Here is a 15,006-nt window from a genome sequence, read left to right as displayed (position 1 = left end):
GCGGTCCTTACCATCCGTTACGCGTTTCAAATCGTGTTCCGGTCTTGCCGTCAAAGAGATGAATCAGGCCAGGCGCGGCAGAGAGCCGTATGGATTCGCCCGGTGTTAAGGCATGGCGTTCGCGGAAATTGGCGACGATCTCGTCGCCGCCGGCGGTGCGGCCGCTGATCTGCACTTCCGACCCGGTCGGCTCGACCACCGCGACGGTGACTGGAATGCCTTGGTCTGACGATAGCCGCAAATGCTCGGGCCGTATTCCCAGCACCACCGGATGACCGTTGCCAACGGCCGGCGCGCCGGCCAGCGGCACGGAAATTCCCCCGGCGCCGCGAAAGGACGGAGACCCGTCGGTGACGATCTCGCCCTTGATCAGGTTCATGGCGGGCGAGCCGATGAAACTGGCGACGAAGAGATTGTTTGGCCTGTCGTAGAGCTCCAGCGGCGGTCCGATCTGTTCGACGATGCCGTCATGCATGACGACGATCTTGTCGGCCATGGTCATGGCCTCGATCTGGTCGTGGGTGACATAGACTGTGGTCGTCTTGAGCCGCTGGTGCAGTTCCTTGATCTCGGCGCGCATCTGCACCCTGAGCTTGGCGTCGAGATTGGAGAGCGGTTCGTCGAACAGGAAAACCTGTGGATCGCGCACGATCGCCCGGCCCATGGCGACGCGCTGGCGCTGGCCGCCGGAAAGCTGGCGCGGATATCGCGTCAGCAATGGCACCAGCCCGAGGATTTCGGCGGCGCGCTGAATGCTGGTAGCGCAATCGGCCTTCGAAACACCTTTGAGCATGAGCGAGAACGCCATGTTCTCGGCGACCGTCATGTGCGGGTAGAGCGCGTAGTTCTGGAACACCATGGCAACGTCGCGCTCTTTCGGCGCAACGTTGTTGACGACCCGATCCCCGATCGCGATCTCGCCCCGAGAAATCTTTTCCAGGCCGGCGATCATCCTGAGAAGGGTCGATTTTCCGCAACCCGACGGGCCGACCAGCGTGACGAATTCGCCGTCGTCGATATCCACACTGACGCCATGCAGGACCTCGACGGTCCCGAACGATTTGTAAACATCGCCGATCGCGACAGACGCCATCGATCTCCTCCCGAATGCTTCTTGCGACGCCCCGAAGGAAACCGCTCCTCTCCCGCCTCGCGACCGTCTCCCATTCCCCCAACAGGTCGCGTGACGATCAGACGGTAGCGCTACCAAGCCTGCCTGTAAAGCGGCCATGCGGCCGGTGCTCTTGTCATTCGGAACACCGGGGCAATGACCGGTTCGCCGGCAAACTACCCCCCATTCACAAAAGCCAGCACCAGCTTCTGCAGGTTTCCGCCGGGGCCGAATTCGACCCGGTCGAAGTCGCGGCTCGCCTGCCGCTGAGCCAGCGAGATCTGGGCGAGTTGCCTCGTCAGCTCGGTTCTGATCTTGCTGCAGGCGGGGTCATCAGTAACGGTCAGGCCGACGCTCACCGCCTCGATCTTGCGCACCATCTCGGCGATGGCTGCGCCATGCACTCTCTCGTGGGCGGCGAGCCCGGCGATGAACACCGTCCAGTTCTTCTGGACGGAAGCCGGCAACGGTTCGGCCGGCTTCGGCAAGGTGTAGGTGATGATCAGTTTCGGGCGCGCCGATTTGAGCACGCAAGCGTCGCCTTGCGGCCTGTAGTCCCTGGTCCAGGTCAGCTTGAAATTGGTGTGCGCAATGACCCGACCCTTGCCGAGCAAGGGGCCGGCTTCGCCGATCGCGGCATAGAGTTCCGGGCCGGTCCGCCCTGCGATGGCGTAGGTCTCGACCTTTTCGACCGGCTTCCAGTCGGCGCGTGCCGGCGACGCCAGCAGGGAGGCCGCGAACAGGAGAAAGAACATGGCTGGTTTCATGGAAACGTCAGAGACACTGGGCTGAGGCAAAGATCAACCCGGCGCAATGCACTCAGGTCCCACGGCAGGCCGCGTCATAGTCGGCCAGCACCTGATCGACAGCTTCGAGAAGGATAGCCTCGGGATTGCCCGCCGGCCCGAGTTCGGCCGGCAGCGCCGGCAGGAATTGCCGCATCAGCGTTTCGGGAATGGCAACGTCGTCCAGCGCCTTGCGCAGGCGCTCGACGGCCGCGACAGCGGTGGGGTTGCTCCAATAATAGCGGATGCGGTCGCTGTAGCTGTAATGCCGCTGCACATATAGCTCTGCTTCATTGCCATGATAGTGGCTGTGCCAATGGCCGGGGGCTGCCAGCATCGCGCTTTCCATGGTCCGGGCGAGCGACCGGTCGCCATAGTCCCTGGCCATTTCGGAGGCGATCAGGTCGAGCCCGTAAAGCGCCTCGCGCAAGACGAAGGTCAGGCCGGGGCCGACCTTGAGGATAGGAAAGCCGTTTGCGACCAGCGCGGTCAAAGCCGCACGGGTCTGGTAGTCGGTCGAATGCGCCTCGTAGACGAGCGACGGCTGCTCATCGAGCAAGCCGGTCAGGCCCTTGGATTTTTCGGGCGCGTAGGCGACGACATTCTGGCTGCCGAATTCCACGCCCGGCTGCACCACCACGGCCATGACGCGGCCGAACGCCTCGGTCAGGCCTTCGCGGGCAAAGATCTCCCGGTGAACCTCGATCGTGCGCCGCGCCGCCGCCGCCTCGGTCGGCTTCAACTCGCTGATCGCATGGTCGACGCCGCCGGGGGCGGGAACTTCGGTGCCGATGATGTAGACCGGCAAGGTGCTGCCTGCGGCGTGCGCGCCCGTTTCGGCCGCCTTTGCCAGCCGCGCCGCCCGGGTGGCGATGGTCTCGTCGTCAAGCGCCGCCGGCTCGCCGGCGCAGCCCATCGATGCGTCGAGATGGATCTTGGTGAAGCCGGCCGCGATATAGGCGCCGACCATGGCCTCGGCCTTGTCCATCGCCTGCGCCGCCGGCTCTGCGCGCCACGGGTTCGGTCCCAGATGGTCGCCGCCGAAGATGATACGTGAGGCTTCCAGCCCCTCGCGGCAGGCTATCTCCAGCACGAAGGCGACGAACAGCGCCGGGGTCATTCCGGTATAGCCGCCGAACTGGTTGACCTGATTGCAGGTTGCCTCAATCAGCAGGTTTTTCTCCCTGTCGGCAACGGCGCGCCTGATCGCCGTCTGGATCACCAGCGGATGCGCGGAGCAGATCGAGGTGATGCCGTAGGGCGAGCCGTTTTTGCGCGCGCTGGCGAGGCCTGCAAGCGGGTTGGCGCTCATGTCCGTCTCGCTGTTCCCTTGATGAATTGATCGAGTCCGTCGAAGCTGGTGACGCCCTCCATCGGGCCGCGCCGGGTGACGTTGCGGGCGCCGGCGGCATTGGCATAAAGCAGCGCCTTGCCGGGCTCCATCCCCTGGCGGCGGCAGGTCAGGTAGGTGGCGCCGAAACAATCGCCGGCGCCCGTGGGGTCGACTTCCTCGACCTGAAAACCGGCGCAGTCGATCCTGGCGCCGTCGGCGCCGAACCAGGAAGAGCCGTCAGCACCGCGCTTCAGCACGATCTCGCCGACGCCCCTGGCAAACAGCGCCGCCACCGCCCGGTGCTCGTCATCGACGCCCGCCGTAGCGAGCAATTCGTCGCCGGACGGCAGCAGCAGGTCGGCATCGTCGATGAGTGCGGAAAACAGTGCGCCGTCGGAGCCGTCGATCAGCTCCTTGCGCACATTCGGGTCGAATGAGGTCGAGCCGCCGCGGGCACGAACCGCCTGCACTGCGTAGCTGACGATCTCCTTCAGCCCTGCCACCGACAGCGTCGATCCCATGATATGCAGATGGCCGGCCCTGTCCGCCAGCAGGCGCGCAGCAGTGGTCAGGTGGATCTGCCCGGCGGCGGATTCGGCGATGTTGTAGACGAAGTCCCTGATACCATCGGGCCGGTAGCGCACGAAGGCGCATCCCGTCGGGAAGCGGTCGCTGATATCGACGGCTGAGACGTCGACGCCGTCGCGCTCCAGCCTGTCCAGGTTGAGCGTGCCGAAATCGTCGCGGCCGACGCAGCCGATAATGCCGGCGCCGCCTCCCAGCCGGGCGACCTGATCGATGAAGATCGCCGGCGCACCGCTGGGGAATGGCCCGACAAGCGATTGCGGCTCGAGGAAGCCGAAACCCCGTTCCGTCGCCATGATCTCGACCAGGATTTCGCCGGCGACAATCGTTGGCCCCACGGCCTCGGCGGCGATCTCGCTTCGGCGCGAAAGGCTCATGCTTGCGATTCCTCTCACACGCAAACTGATTGCTTGCCCGCGCAGTTATCCGACGCAAGTGTTTATCGGGTAAATCGCACATACAGCGAAGTCAATAAAACTCTACATGCGTATAGTTTATCTGTTTCCGCGCGTACACATTGCAGGATTCGGGTGGCTGGTATCGTGGCACCGTGCAAATCAGGCGTCGACCGCAGCGAAAGGACAGCCATGCTCACGCTTCATGATTATTTGCCGTCGCAAAACGGTTGGAAGGCGAGGGTCGTGCTCGGCCTGCTCAACATTCCCTATGAAAGCCGCCTGGTGTCGATTTTCGAGGGCGAGAGCCACACCGACGCCTTCCTGAAGCTCAACCCGGCCGGCGCCGTTCCTGTGCTCGAACTCGAGGATGGCCGTGCGATCGCCGAATCGAATGCGATCCTCATTTATCTCGCCGAAGGCACGCCCTTGCTGCCGGCGGATCGCTATGTCAGCGCGAAAGTTATGCAATGGCTGTTCTTCGAACAGTACCATGTCGAGCCGGTCATCGGCTCCCTGCGCTTCTGGACGCTGGCCGGAAGGCTGGAGCGCAACCAGGCGACGCTTCCGGCCAAGCGCGAAGCCGGCGCCCGCACGCTGGCAGCGCTGGAGCGCAGCCTGAACGACACGCCGTTCCTTGTCGGCGACATGCTCACCATCGCCGACATTGCTGTCTATGCCTACGGCCACCGTGCCGAAGATTGCGGCTTTGCGCTGGCGGCTTATCCGGCGGTTCGTGCCTGGACGGGCCGGGTACGCGACGCCATCGGTCCCGGCTATCCCGTGCATCTCTACAGCATCGATCGGCATTCGGCTGCTTGAAGGCAAAAGGCGCGTTCACCTTGCTTAGTCGAAAAGAAGACCCAGATTCTGCTTTGTCGGCGGCTTTCGCTCGCAATCCGTTGACTGGATGGCCGGATCCCGGCGTCAACTCGACGACCTGCCGGCACTTAGCATGGAGGTGACCATGACACGCGACGACATCATTTCGGTGTTGGGGCCGGTAGACGAGGCGGTCATAGCCGACATCGCGCTGACCGGCGCCACCCTTCAAGAACTGCGCGAGGCGTTCGCCTGGCTCGGTGCCGACGAGGCGCTGGTCAACGAGGGCCGCCCCTTGCCGGGAACGAAGGTGGCGCGGCTGATCGAAATTCTCGATATGCCGGACGACGAGGACGGCCGGCAAGCGGCGGCGCAGTAGGCTGTAGGCGTAGGGTATCGGTCTGCGCCACCTTATTCCCTATTCCCTACGGCCTATTCCCTCCCCTTACGCCCTCGACAGCAGCCGGCGCATGATCAGCGAGGCGTGGCCGCCAACGCCGTGCGCGGCCGGGCGGCGCTCGACCACTTCGAAACCGTGCTTGCGATAGAAGGCGATCGCCCGGTCGTTGCCCTCGATCACTTCCAGCGCAATGCTGGGGATGCCGGCATGCGCGACAAGCACCGCGTGCAGCAGGTCGGTGGCGAGCCCGCTGCCGAACTCTGTCTTGTCGATGTGCAGCCGGTCGAGCAGGACATCGCCACGATCGTCCATCGCCGCCATCGCGTAGCCGGCGATCGAACCGTCCGGCCGTTCGGCCACGAACGACATCTTGTTGTCGTCCCCAAGTTCCTCTGCCAGCCGCTCGGGCGCATGCTTGTCGTCCGAGAGCCGCGCGGTATTTTCAGGTCCCAGGATCGACGAATAGGTGCGCCGCCAAGACTCTCCCAGCAGCCGCGATACCGACGCTACATCGTTCTCTGCCATCGCCCTGATCTGAACCATGGCCGATCCCTTACCGCCTTACCCGCGACTTCAGCCAACGATCGAAGGCCACGGCCAGGATCAGGATCAGGCCGATGACGATGCTTTGTGTGTAGGACGAGACATTGTTGAACTGCAGCCCGTTTTGCAGCACGCCGATCAGCGCTGCGCCCACCACCGTGCCGCCGACCGAGCCGATGCCGCCGAATAGCGAGGTACCGCCGATGACCACGGCGGAAATCACCGTAAGTTCGTAGCCGATGCCGGCTACGGCTTCGGAGGAGTTGAGCCGTGCTGACAAAACGAAGGCCGCCAGCCCGGCGAAGAAGCCGACGATGACATAGACCGAGATCAGAATGCGGTCGACGCGCAGGCCCGACAGGCGTGCGGCCTCGGCATTGCCGCCGACGGCATAGACGGCACGGCCATAGCGCGTATAGCGCAGCACGATGTGGCACAGGANCCTCGGCATTGCCGCCGACGGCATAGACGGCACGGCCATAGCGCGTATAGCGCAGCACGATGTGGCACAGGATGGCGGCCGCCGCGAAGATGATCGCGGGCACCGGCACCGGTCCGATGAGCCCGGTGCCGAACCAGCGCATCGAGGCGTCGAAACCGGAGATCGGTCCGCCATTGGAGATGGTCAGCGTCAGGCCGCGAAACACGGTGAGCCCACCCAGCGTGACGACGAAGGGCGGCACTTTCAGCCGGGTGATGGCAAAGCCCTGGACGCCGCCGGCCAGCGCCCCGACGATGACGGCGGCAAGCAAGGCGGCGAACCAGCCATATCCTTGCGTGCCCGTGGTCGACAGCGACAGCGTGTTGGCGGTGCCGCCCTTGGCCACCACCGCCGCCACCATGCCGCAGAAGGCGAGCAGCGAGCCGACCGACAGGTCGATGCCGGCAGTGAGGATGACGAAAGTCATGCCAAGCGCGATCAGCCCGGTGATCGAGATCTGCCTCAAAATGTTGAACAGGTTGATTGGATCGATGAAGCTCGGCTTCAGCACGGTGAAGATGACGATCAACACCGCCAGGAACATCAGCGGCCCAAAACTCATCAGAAGCCGCGCGATGTTGATGCCGCTGCGCTGGGTCTGTTCGGTGGTGCTGGTCATTGCATTGCGTCCTGCTTGCGGTCGAGCGCCATCAGTTCCATCAGTTTTTCCTCGGTCGCTTCGATGCCCGGCATTTCGCCGGTGATACGGCCGCGCCGCATGGTGACGATGCGATCCGACACCGCCAGCACTTCCGGCAGTTCCGACGAGATCATCATGATGGCGATGCCGCGCGCAGCCAACTGGACCAGGATTTGGTGCACTTCGGCCTTGGCGCCGACATCGACGCCGCGCGTCGGCTCGTCGACGATCAGTACTTTCGGGTCGCGCGCCAGCCAGCGGGCCAGGATGACTTTTTGCTGGTTGCCGCCGGACAGGCCCTCGATCGCCTGGTCGGGCGAGGCCATGCGGATCGACAGTGCCTTGCGATAGCCGGCCAGCGCCTCGCGCTCGCGCCGTTCGGCCATGAAGCCGGCCCCATTGCTGTAGCGGCCGAGCGAGGCGATCGAGAAATTGTTGAGAATGCCCAGTGCTGCAAAGATCGCCTGGTGCTTGCGGTCTTCCGGCACCAGCCCGATGCCGAGTTTGATGGCGTCTGCGGGGGAGGCCGGGGCGATCGGCTTACCGTCGAGCGCAATCGTGCCGGCGGCGATGCGGTCGGCGCCGAAAATGGCGCGGGCAAGCTCGGTGCGGCCGGAACCGACGAGGCCGGCAACGCCGAGGATTTCGCCGGCCTTCAGATCGAGGTTGACGCCTTCGAGTACGATGGCATGCGGCGCCAACGGGTCGCGTACCGTCCGCAGCCCGCGCACCGAGAGCCTGACCTCGCCGGCGACATCGCGCTGCGTCGGCCGCGCGTAGAGCTCGGAGGCGGCGCGGCCGACCATCTTCTCGATGATCTTCGGGATCTGGATCGGCTGGCCGTCACGGTCGAGATGACCGGCCAGCCTGCCGTCCCGCAGCACGGTCATGCGGTCGCAAATGGCGGACGCTTCCTCCAGCCGGTGGGTGACGAACATGATGGCGACACCGTCCTTGCGCAGCCTGTCCATGATCGACATCAGTTTCTGCACCTCGGTCTCGGTCAGCGCCGAGGTCGGCTCGTCCATGATGATCAGGCGGCTTTCCAGCGACAGAGCGCGGGCGATTTCGACCAGCTGCTGTTCGGCTACCGACAGCGAGGACACCGGCGTCGCCGGATCGATGTCGAGACCGACGCGGGCGATGATCGCGCGCGAGGCGTCCTCCATCCTGCGCCAGCTGACCAGCCCGAGCGGCCCGAGCGGCGCGCGGCCGATGAAAATGTTTTCCGCAACCGTCAGCGTCGGGATCAGGCTCAGTTCCTGATAGATGGTGACGATCCCATGCCGCTTCGCATCCTGCGGACTGGACGGCGCGTAGTCGGCGCCGTCGAAGACGATGCGGCCGCTTGACGGCGGCATCACGCCGGACAGGATTTTCAGCAGCGTCGACTTGCCGGCGCCGTTCTCGCCGAGCAGGCCGAGGATCTCGCCGGACCGCACCTCGAGCGAGACATCGCTGAGTGCGGTGACGCCGGAGAAATGCTTGGTCACGCCTTCGACGGAAAGGAGCGGGGGCGATGATGCGGTGGGTTCAACGGCGGACAAGCATTGCTCCCGGATTGCGATAGGCAGCGGGACAGCGCCCCCCTCTGTCCTGCCGGACATCTCCCCCACACGGGGGGAGATCAGCAGTTTTGCCGGCAGCACTATTTCTATAACGTTGGCGATTGGCGAAAGCAGACGTGACGGCCAATCTCCCCCCAAGTGAGGGCGATGTCCGGCAGGACAGAGGGGGGCGCGACAGAGCGCGACCTCCACCCGTCATGGGCCCTACTTTCACTTGGTCTCGTTCAACCTCTCCGCCTTGTCGAGATTGTCCTTGCCGATGACGATCGGCGTCAACAGCACCAGCTTCTCCTTCGGCTCGGTCTTGTCCCTGGCGAAGGCGACCGCGATCTGCACCGCCTTGCGCGACTGTTCGCCGGGGAACTGCTCGACCGTGCCGGCGAGCTTGCCGTCGCGCACGGCGACCAGCGCTTCCGGCAGCGCGTCGAAGCCGTAGATCTTGACGTCGGTGAAGTTGCGCGCGGCACAGGCTTCGAGCGCGCCGAGCGCCATGTCGTCATTGGCGCAGATGATGGCGTCCGGCTTGCCGTTGGCGGCAAGCCCGGCCTCGGTCACCGACAGCGCTTCGGCGCGGGCGAAATTAGCGGTCTGCTCGAAGATGATCTGGTACTTGTCCTTGAGCGGATCGAGCACATTGTGGACGCCTTTGTTGCGGTCGATCGCGGGCCCGGCACCCGGCTGGCCCTGCAAATGGAACAGCTTGGCGCCGTTCGGGAACGCCGCCACCATGGCCTGCGCCTCGGCTTCGCCACCCTTGACGTTGTCGGCGCCGACATGGGCCAGAATGCCCTCGACGCCGTCGACGCGGCGGTCGATCGTCACCACCGGAACGCCGGCCTTGACCGCTTCCTCGATCGCCGGCGCCAGCGCGTTGACGTCAAGCGGCGAAATCACGATGGCGTTGACCTTCTGCACAAGTGCGGCCTCGATGTCGGCGGTCTGCTTCGGCGCCGAGTTCTGGCCGTCGCTCTCGGTCAGATTGACGCCTTGCGCCTGCGCCTCCGCCTTGATCTCGTTCAGCATGTGCACAAAGAACGGAAAGCCGAGATTGGGCACCGAGCCCAATATGGTCAATTTGTCGGCGGCAAAGGCCATGGGCGCGGCCAGTGCCATGGCACCGGTCGCCACGGTCGACAACAGGAATTCGCGTCTGTTCATCAGATATCCTCCACATGAACGCAGGAGCCCGAAACCGGGAGCGGCTCGGGACGGTCCTTGCGTCAATTCAAAAATGGAGTGTCCTGTGAACGCCCCGAGGGGACGCGAGGCGCTCCAGCCGGTCCGCCGCAACGTTCTCCTCCGCACGGCGCCGACCCGAGGATGCTAGCCAAGGAAAATCGATTACGCAAGGTGAGGCGAGGGGCTGAAACTGCTAATCTCCCCCCTTGTGGGGGAGATGTCCGGCAGGACAGAGGGGGGCGCTGTCCCGCCGACATTGGCCAATTTCACTTACATCTTTGAGCTAACCTCTACGCAGAATACTTGATGCGGGCGATCCTTCGCGCCCCCCTCTGCCTTGCCAGGCATCTCCCCCACGAGGGGGGAGATTGGCAGCTTAGACGCCTCTACCTGTCGATGGTCGTCATCACCCGCTCATTGTAGCGCGGCCCTGAGACCTTGCCCGGCGCGAGTGCCGCGTCGAGCGCAGCCATCTCGGCGGCTTCGAGCGTGATCGCTGCGGCAGCGACATTTTCCTCCAGATACTTGCGCCGCTTTGTCCCCGGGATCGGCACGATGTCGATGCCGAAGCCGTCGCCCTTGCCGAGCACCCAGGCCAGCGCGATCTGTGCGGGCTTTACCCCTTTGGCCGCGGCCACCTCTTGCACCGCAGCCGCTGCCGCGACATTGGCGTCGTAGTTGGCGCCCTGGTAGCGGGGGTCGCCGCGCCGAAAATCGCCTTCCGGATAATCCTCGGCGCGCTTGACATCGCCGGCGAGGAAACCGCGGCCGAGCGGCGCGAACGGCACCAGGCCGATGCCGAGCTTTTTGAGCAGCGGGATGATTTCCGGCTCCAGATTGCGCTCCCACAGCGAATACTCGCTCTGCAGCGCCGAGACCGGATGCACGGCATGTGCGCGGCCGATGTTGGCCGCACCAGCCTCCGACAGGCCGAAGAAGCGCACCTTGCCCTCGGCGACGAGCCGGCCGATCGTGCCGGCGACGTCTTCCATCGGCACGGCCGGATCGACGCGATGCTGGTAGTAAAGGTCGATATGGTCGGTGCCGAGCCGCTTCAGCGAGCCCTCCAGCGCCTCGCGGATATGGTCGGGCCGGCTGTCACGCTCCGTGCCGACCTGTCTGCCGTTTTCGATGCGGAAGCCGAATTTGGTGGCAAGGGTCACCTCATCGCGCCGGCCCTTCAGCGCCCGCCCGAGCAGTTCTTCATTGGCATAAGCGCCGTAGACTTCCGCCGTGTCGAGGAAGGTACAGCCGAGTTCGATGGCTCGGTGCAGGGTGGCGATCGATTCCGCCTCGTCGGCAGGGCCGTAGGACTGGCTCATGCCCATGCAGCCGAGGCCGATCACCGAGACCTGCAGCCCCTGGCTGCCGAGTTTGCGGGTGCTGAGGGTCATTGCCGTTCTCCTTGGGGCTGAGGAAAACTATAGCGGCCGCTCCTCCAGTTTCCATAGCTGTTCGGCGGAAGAACAGCGCTTCCCTTGACAAAACCCAGCCGCAAGCGCCTTTGCCGGCGGCCATTGGGGGCCATGGGATACCAATGAAGAAGATCTACGAGAAGCCGACGCTGAACCGGCGTCAGCAGCTCTCGCGCGTCACCGCGCTCATAATTCCTTCGGACCACTAACCGAATATTGTCGTCGCCATTGCAAAGTCCGCTGCCGAGGCGCAGCGGTTTTTTGCTGCCGTTGGATCGTAGCGCTGCCAGAAGCAGGCGGTCAAAATTGACAGAGCGGCCGATCTCCAGCATCCTTATGCCGCCGCCATGTCTTGCGGTCTTGTGTATGAGTGAGCCATGGCCAGTTCCGTCACCAGCCAGAATTCCAAGCGCGCCGCGGTGCGCAAGGCGCTCGACCGCCACAAGGTCTACGTCACCGCGCAAAGCTTTTCCGGCGGCGTCTACTCGGCCCGCGTGCTGGTCGACGGCGAGGCCTACTGGGTCGACGAATTCCGGCTGAGCCAGCTGCAGCAGGGGCTGTCGCCGGCCGAGCTTGAGTTGATGCCGGCTGCTGACGATTGAGCGTGATCTTCGTTCCTTCGCACCGTGCTGGGAAATCTGAAATGTTGGCGGGACAGCACCCCCCTCTGTCCTGCCGGACATCTCCCCCGCAAGGGGGGAGATTGGCAGCTTCATCGACGGCGCCTCTCTTGCGACGGTGGGGATTGGCGAAAGCATCAGCGACATCCGATCTCCCTCCTTGCGGGGGAGATGTCCGGCAGGACAGAGGGGGGTGTGACGGAATGCGGCGCTGGGAAAGCGCCGCTCCTACCTGATCCATGCCAAACCCGCCCAAGCTCAAGGCCTATCGCGCCAAGCGCGAATTTACGAAGACGCCGGAACCGGCGGGCGGGGTCATTTCAGGCGACGGCAACCGCTTCGTCGTCCACAAGCATCACGCCACCGCCGATCATTACGATTTGCGCCTGCAGGTCGGCGGCGTGCTGAAAAGCTGGGCGGTGCCGCGCGGGCCCTCGCTCAACCCGGCCGACAAGCGGCTCGCAGTCGAGACCGAGGACCATCCGCTCGAATATATCGACTTCGAGGGCGTCATTCCCGAAGGCGAATATGGCGGCGGGCCGATGATCGTCTGGGACACCGGCACCTGGGCACCGATGGACGATGTCGACAAGAGCCTGCGCACCGGCGCCTTCAAGTTCCGGCTGGCCGGCGACAAGTTGAATGGCGGCTGGATGCTGACCCGTCTGAAGCCCAAGCCCGGCGAAGACAGCGAGAAGAAAAACTGGCTGCTGTTCAAGGAGCGCGATCTCGCCGCCGATACCGGCCTCGACATCCTGGAAGCGCGGCCGGAAAGCGTGAAGTCCGGCAAGCGGATCGAGGAGCTGGTGGCGCCGCCGAGGAAGCCGGCCCGCCTGCCGCCCAAGCCCGGCGCGCTGAAACCCGGCGCGTTGTCCGGTGCGGTCAGGGGCGATCCGCCGTCGCGCATCGAGCCGCAGCTCGCCACGCAGGTGCCGAAACCGCCGGGCGGGCCGGTGGAAGACACAGGTGAACTCTGGCTGCATGAAATAAAATTCGACGGCTATCGTACCATGGCGCATGTCGGAGATGGCGAGGTCAGGTTGATCACCCGCGGCGGCATCGACTGGACGAAGCGTTACGGCGACCTGCCGCAAGCCTTTTCCCGGCTACCGCTCAGCCAGGCGATCATCGACGGCGAGATCATGGTGCTGGACGAGAAGGGCATCTCGCGTTTCGCGCTGCTGCAGGATGCGCTGTCGGCGGGTGCGGGCAGCAAGCTCCATTTCTATGCCTTCGACCTGCTGCATCTCGACGGCTGGGACCTCCGCAAGGCGCCGCTCGCAAGACGCAAGGCCTTGCTCGCCGAACTGCTAGCCGGGCAGGGCGCCAACTCCGCCATCCAGCTGAGCGACCATGTCGAAGGCGACGGGCAGGGGCTTTACGATCAGGCCTCGATCCTTGGGCTGGAAGGCGTCGTCTCCAAGCGCGCCAACGCCATCTACCAGAGCGGCCGCACCAAGACCTGGACCAAGGTCAAGGCGCTGGAGACCGGCGATTTCATCATCGCCGGCTACACCGTTTCCGACGCGGCCGAAGGACTGGCGGCAATCGGCATGGCTGAATTCGCGGATGGTGAACTGCACTATCGCGGCAAGGTTGGCACCGGCTTCGATGCCGCGACGGCGGGCGACTTGCTGGCCCGGCTGCAGCCGCTGCGCGACGGCGCGACAGCACCCGAGGGTGTGCCGCGCGAGATCATGCGCGAGATGAAATGGGTGCGGCCGATGCTGTCGGCCCGCATCCACTACGCCAACCGAACGGCGGACAATTCGCTGCGCCACGGTGTGTTTCGGGGCTTGCGCGATGTCGGCCTGTCGACGCCGGTGTCGCCGAAGCGCAAGCGGCTGATCGCCGAAGCCGATCTCGCCACCATATGGGTGACCAATCCGGAGCGGCGGCTGTTCGGCAAGACCGGGCCGACCAAACTCGACATCGCCGTCTATTACGCGCTGGTCGGCGATTTCATGCTGCCGCACATTATGGGCCGCCCGGTGTCGCTGGTGCGCTGCCCGACGGGCCTGCCGAAGGACTGTTTCTTCCAGCGCCACGCCTTCACCGGCATGCCGCCCTCTGTGGTCACTTTTGACGCCACCAACTCCGAAGGTGAAACCAAATCCTATCTGTCGGTCGAGGGAGCAAAAGGCTATCTGGCGCTGGCGCAGTTCGGCGTCGTCGAGTTCCACACCTGGGGCACGCATCGCTTGAGCCTCGACAAGCCCGACCAGATCGTTTTCGATCTCGATCCGGGTGAGGGCATCGCCTGGCGCGAGGTGGTCGAGGCCGCCGTCCACATCAAGGGCGAATTGGAACGGCTCGGCCTGGTGCCGTTCGCCAAGACATCCGGCGGCGGCGGCATCCACATAACCGTGCCGGTGACGCAAAAGCAGAACTGGAAGAAGCTGCACCAGGCGACCAGCGCCATCTCCACGCATCTGGCGGCCACGGCGCCCGACACTTTCACCACCACAATGGGCAAGGAAAACCGGAAGCGCCGCATCTTCATCGACTACCACCGCAACGCGCGCGGCCACACCTCCGCGGCGCCTTATTCGCTGCGCGCCCGCACCAACCTGCCGGCGTCGACGCCGGTGAGCTGGAGCGACCTTGAGACGATCGATGCGCCGCAGGATCTGAACTATTCCTCGCTGCCGGGGTTGTTGGCGACCTCGGGCGACCCCTGGGCGGACATGGAGCATTTCGCGAGGGATTTGCCGTTGTTTTCGGGGAAGTAGATCGGGAGGTGTTGGCGATCCGGCACACCCCCCTCTGTCCTGCCGGACATCTCCCCCGCAAGGGGGGAGATCGGATGTCGCCTCTGCTTTCGCCAATCGCAAACCTTGCAAGAGGAGCGATAAGGTTGAAGCTGCCAATCTCCCCACTTGCGGGGGAGATGTCCGGCAGGACAGAGGGGGGTGTGCTGTCCCTCCGGCATGACTTACTTCCCCAAGTCCATCGACCATGCGGACAATTTGAATTATCCTCCGTCGGTGCCCTCCAGCTCACCTGGAAGGTTTCGTCAGGAATTTGCCGGTATATTTGGGGCCGGTGTAGGATTTCCGCAGCACCATTCGTCCTTTGGACGAAGCGCTGCAGTAAGCATGATCCCGAAACGTGGGAACCGGTTTTCGG

Annotated in this window: 13 protein-coding genes and 1 pseudogene; 4 read left to right on the top strand and 10 right to left on the bottom strand. The window is 64.4% G+C overall.

Going from position 1 to position 15,006, the window contains the following annotated elements:
* Window positions 1-7: 7 nt before the first annotated feature.
* From ugpC to X728_RS158245, 4 genes are all read right to left on the bottom strand, one after another.
* On the bottom strand, window positions 8-1,093 hold the full coding sequence (gene ugpC, locus X728_RS158230; RefSeq protein ID WP_023831055.1) for a sn-glycerol-3-phosphate ABC transporter ATP-binding protein UgpC: 1,086 nt from the start codon (window positions 1,091-1,093) through the stop codon (window positions 8-10).
* Window positions 1,094-1,287: 194 nt separating this feature from the next.
* Window positions 1,288-1,866 carry a DUF922 domain-containing protein gene (locus X728_RS158235; protein WP_023712528.1) on the bottom strand — a complete coding sequence of 193 codons (579 nt, stop codon included), beginning with the start codon at window positions 1,864-1,866 and terminating at the stop codon, window positions 1,288-1,290.
* 64 nt (window positions 1,867-1,930) lie between these two features.
* Window positions 1,931-3,208: a D-tagatose-bisphosphate aldolase, class II, non-catalytic subunit gene (locus tag X728_RS158240; RefSeq protein ID WP_023831054.1), complete on the bottom strand. Its 1,278-nt coding sequence runs from the start codon at window positions 3,206-3,208 to the stop codon at window positions 1,931-1,933.
* Window positions 3,205-4,191 carry a sugar kinase gene (locus X728_RS158245; RefSeq protein WP_023699147.1) on the bottom strand — a complete coding sequence of 329 codons (987 nt, stop codon included), beginning with the start codon at window positions 4,189-4,191 and terminating at the stop codon, window positions 3,205-3,207. Before X728_RS158245 ends, X728_RS158240 begins: the two co-directional genes overlap by 4 nt.
* 210 nt (window positions 4,192-4,401) lie before the next feature.
* Here X728_RS158245 and X728_RS158250 point away from each other — a divergent pair, with 210 nt between their 5' ends.
* Together X728_RS158250 and X728_RS158255 are read left to right on the top strand one after the other, a co-directional pair.
* Window positions 4,402-5,031 carry a glutathione S-transferase family protein gene (locus tag X728_RS158250; protein ID WP_023703088.1) on the top strand — a complete coding sequence of 210 codons (630 nt, stop codon included), beginning with the start codon at window positions 4,402-4,404 and terminating at the stop codon, window positions 5,029-5,031.
* A gap of 145 nt (window positions 5,032-5,176) precedes the next feature.
* On the top strand, window positions 5,177-5,410 hold the full coding sequence (locus tag X728_RS158255) for a hypothetical protein (RefSeq protein WP_031193476.1): 234 nt from the start codon (window positions 5,177-5,179) through the stop codon (window positions 5,408-5,410).
* A gap of 66 nt (window positions 5,411-5,476) precedes the next feature.
* On the opposite strand, the gene X728_RS158260 is transcribed toward X728_RS158255, so the two are convergent.
* From X728_RS158260 to X728_RS1000000170215, 6 genes and pseudogenes are all read right to left on the bottom strand, one after another.
* On the bottom strand, window positions 5,477-5,974 hold the full coding sequence (locus X728_RS158260) for an N-acetyltransferase (protein WP_023831053.1): 498 nt from the start codon (window positions 5,972-5,974) through the stop codon (window positions 5,477-5,479).
* A gap of 10 nt (window positions 5,975-5,984) precedes the next feature.
* A pseudogene (locus tag X728_RS01000000166535) lies at window positions 5,985-7,074 on the bottom strand (ABC transporter permease).
* On the bottom strand, window positions 7,071-8,642 hold the full coding sequence (locus X728_RS158265; protein WP_031195123.1) for a sugar ABC transporter ATP-binding protein: 1,572 nt from the start codon (window positions 8,640-8,642) through the stop codon (window positions 7,071-7,073). Before X728_RS158265 ends, X728_RS01000000166535 begins: the two are co-directional and overlap by 4 nt.
* Before the next feature lie 231 nt (window positions 8,643-8,873).
* Window positions 8,874-9,821 (bottom strand): substrate-binding domain-containing protein, encoded by a 948-nt coding sequence (locus X728_RS158270; protein ID WP_023673481.1) that lies wholly within the window; start codon window positions 9,819-9,821, stop codon window positions 8,874-8,876.
* Between the two features lie 407 nt (window positions 9,822-10,228).
* Window positions 10,229-11,236, bottom strand: a complete 1,008-nt coding sequence (locus X728_RS158275; protein WP_023743907.1) for an aldo/keto reductase — start codon at window positions 11,234-11,236, stop codon at window positions 10,229-10,231.
* Entirely contained in the window at window positions 11,233-11,589 is a 357-nt protein-coding gene (locus X728_RS1000000170215; protein WP_155923947.1) for a hypothetical protein, read from the bottom strand. The genes X728_RS158275 and X728_RS1000000170215 overlap by 4 nt, the downstream gene beginning before the upstream one ends.
* Before the next feature lie 45 nt (window positions 11,590-11,634).
* Here X728_RS1000000170215 and X728_RS158280 point away from each other — a divergent pair, with 45 nt between their 5' ends.
* Window positions 11,635-11,859 carry a hypothetical protein gene (locus X728_RS158280; protein WP_023689819.1) on the top strand — a complete coding sequence of 75 codons (225 nt, stop codon included), beginning with the start codon at window positions 11,635-11,637 and terminating at the stop codon, window positions 11,857-11,859.
* A 257-nt stretch (window positions 11,860-12,116) separates the two neighbouring features.
* Window positions 12,117-14,609 (top strand): DNA ligase D, encoded by a 2,493-nt coding sequence (ligD, locus tag X728_RS158285; protein WP_023831051.1) that lies wholly within the window; start codon window positions 12,117-12,119, stop codon window positions 14,607-14,609.
* Window positions 14,610-15,006 lie beyond the last annotated feature (397 nt).

Source organism: Mesorhizobium sp. L103C119B0, from assembly GCF_000502235.1.
Lineage (GTDB): Bacteria > Pseudomonadota > Alphaproteobacteria > Rhizobiales > Rhizobiaceae > Mesorhizobium.
The sequence above is the reverse complement of the archived record's forward strand: the minus strand, read 5'-3'. Positions and strand labels throughout refer to the sequence as shown.

Coding starts and splice junctions, on each gene's coding strand:
- ugpC (WP_023831055.1), bottom strand. CDS start 1,093: ATGGCGTCTGTCGCGATCGGCGATGTTTACAAATCGTTCGGGACCGTC.
- X728_RS158280 (WP_023689819.1), top strand. CDS start 11,635: ATGGCCAGTTCCGTCACCAGCCAGAATTCCAAGCGCGCCGCGGTGCGC.
- X728_RS158275 (WP_023743907.1), bottom strand. CDS start 11,236: ATGACCCTCAGCACCCGCAAACTCGGCAGCCAGGGGCTGCAGGTCTCG.
- X728_RS158270 (WP_023673481.1), bottom strand. CDS start 9,821: ATGAACAGACGCGAATTCCTGTTGTCGACCGTGGCGACCGGTGCCATG.
- X728_RS158235 (WP_023712528.1), bottom strand. CDS start 1,866: ATGTTCTTTCTCCTGTTCGCGGCCTCCCTGCTGGCGTCGCCGGCACGC.
- X728_RS158240 (WP_023831054.1), bottom strand. CDS start 3,208: ATGAGCGCCAACCCGCTTGCAGGCCTCGCCAGCGCGCGCAAAAACGGC.
- ligD (WP_023831051.1), top strand. CDS start 12,117: ATGCCAAACCCGCCCAAGCTCAAGGCCTATCGCGCCAAGCGCGAATTT.
- X728_RS1000000170215 (WP_155923947.1), bottom strand. CDS start 11,589: ATGCTGGAGATCGGCCGCTCTGTCAATTTTGACCGCCTGCTTCTGGCA.
- X728_RS158260 (WP_023831053.1), bottom strand. CDS start 5,974: ATGGTTCAGATCAGGGCGATGGCAGAGAACGATGTAGCGTCGGTATCG.
- X728_RS158250 (WP_023703088.1), top strand. CDS start 4,402: ATGCTCACGCTTCATGATTATTTGCCGTCGCAAAACGGTTGGAAGGCG.
- X728_RS158245 (WP_023699147.1), bottom strand. CDS start 4,191: ATGAGCCTTTCGCGCCGAAGCGAGATCGCCGCCGAGGCCGTGGGGCCA.
- X728_RS158255 (WP_031193476.1), top strand. CDS start 5,177: ATGACACGCGACGACATCATTTCGGTGTTGGGGCCGGTAGACGAGGCG.